We start from the raw sequence: 1981 nt of genomic DNA, 5'->3' as shown, positions 1-1981 counted from the left end.
AGCAACTTGTGTACGCCCGACATGGGCATTGACTTATGAGGTGAAAGTCCTCTGTAGGAAGATCACCGTTTAAATAACACACTGTTATTAAACGATAACTACTAGCGAATGGCAAGGGCTAAATCGCGAGAGATAGTCTAGAGGAAGCCGCTAGCAAATCTGTGAGCTGATGAACAAAAACATCATATGAGGCGTAGGCTGGAGACGAGCTAGCACAAGATAGCGAAGTCATGTGATCTAACGGCCACCGTAAATGATGCAGTTGTGCAGAGAAAGTCGATGCACCTTATTCGGGGAGATCTGATAAACACGCATCCGCGCTAACGCTTGGAGATTACCAGTTAGGGACTGGTTGTTCAACCCTTGGCGCTTTGGTTGCTGCGACCTACAGCGAGCGAAATAGCAGTAAACAAGCGTTAGTTTCGACGCGCTTTATCGAGTAATCGCTAGAGTGATTTATCAGAAGTCAGCTGACGGCATAGTAGCCAAACGCCCATCGTAATGGAGGGGACACGGTGAAGGCCTGAACATCTTAACCAGAGGAGATACTACAAATGGACTTGAATTCACATAGATCACCGTGTTGTGATAGTGATGAACAGCGTTCGACTGTGAATAATACCTCGAATGAATACAACCAAACAGATCGTGACCTGATGGCAAGGGTACTGAGCAACCACAATATTGGTGCAGCATGGCAACATGTTAAGCGCAATAAAGGGGCTGCGGGTATTGATAATATGAGTATTGAGGAATTTAATCACTTCGCTAAGTTACATTGGCTGGGTATTAAACAACAATTACTTAGCGGCACTTATCAACCCTTGCCAGTCAAACGCGTGATGATACCCAAACCCGATGGCGGTGAGCGAATGCTTGGGATCCCTTCTGTTATCGACAGAGTGATCCAACAAGCTATTGCTCAAGTGATTAGCCCTTACTTTGAGCCTCTATTTTCACCACATAGTTATGGTTATCGCCCTCATAAAAGAGCCAGCCAAGCAGTAAATCATGTTCAATCTTGTGTTAAACAAGGTTATAAAACAGCAGTTGATATTGACTTGTCTAAGTTCTTTGATGAAGTAAACCATGACATGCTGATGAATCGTGTTGGTCGTAAAGTCAAAGACAAAGCACTCATGCGCCTACTTGGTAAATACCTCCGAGCGGGGATCGCAGAGCGCGAAACGGGTCTGTGGTTTGAGTCAACCAAAGGAGTCCCTCAAGGTGGGCCATTATCCCCTTTACTTTCCAATATTTTACTCGATGAATTAGATAAGAAGCTAACCTACAAACACCTTAAGTTTGCACGTTACGCTGATGACATAATCATTTTAGTAAAAACGAAAAGCGAAGGACTCATAATCCAACGGGAAATTACTGCGTTTATCACTCAGCGATTAAAACTCAAAGTGAATGAATCGAAAAGTCGAGTCGGTCCCGTATCAGGCTCGAAATTTCTCGGGTTTACCTTCCGTTACGCTCAAGTGCAGATCCACGAACAGGCGCTAAAGAAATTTAAAGCAAATGTAAGAGAACTCACTAACCGCAACTGGGGGATCTCAATGACCCTACAAATTCATAAACTCACGCAGTATTTACGCGGCTGGGGACACTACTACCTAATAGCCAACGCTTATCAACTAACAGTGGATTTAGATCATTGGATCCGTCGTAGGATAAGAATGTGCTACTGGCGGCAATGGCGTAAACCTCGCACCAAAGTACGCAGTTTAATAAAATTGGGTGTTAGCGAGCGACTCGCCATTGCCTGTGGTATCACCAGTAAAGGCCCTTGTAGAAGCTCAAAAACAAAAGGAATTAACATTGCGCTAGGTAATGACTATTTAGCATCACAAGGTTTAGTGTCATTGAAAGATATTTGGATCAATATTCATTACGGGAGATGAACCGCCCATTGCGGACCCGCATGATGGGTGGTGTGGGGGCTGGAGGTTAGAGACCTCCGGCTACCCGATTA

Annotated in this window: 1 protein-coding gene; it reads left to right on the top strand. The window is 44.6% G+C overall.

The window, feature by feature from the left end; all coding sequences use genetic code 11:
- Window positions 1-554 precede the first annotated feature (554 nt).
- The gene (ltrA, locus tag HC000_RS18145) at window positions 555-1910 is read left to right on the top strand and encodes a group II intron reverse transcriptase/maturase (RefSeq protein ID WP_257025639.1); all 1356 of its coding nucleotides are present in this window, start codon (window positions 555-557) and stop codon (window positions 1908-1910) included.
- Window positions 1911-1981 lie beyond the last annotated feature (71 nt).

Source organism: Pseudoalteromonas sp. MIP2626 (assembly GCF_013414205.1).
Classification (GTDB): Bacteria; Pseudomonadota; Gammaproteobacteria; order Enterobacterales; family Alteromonadaceae; genus Pseudoalteromonas; species Pseudoalteromonas nigrifaciens.
Note: the sequence above shows the minus strand (reverse complement) of the source record. Positions and strands in the feature narration are given on the sequence as shown.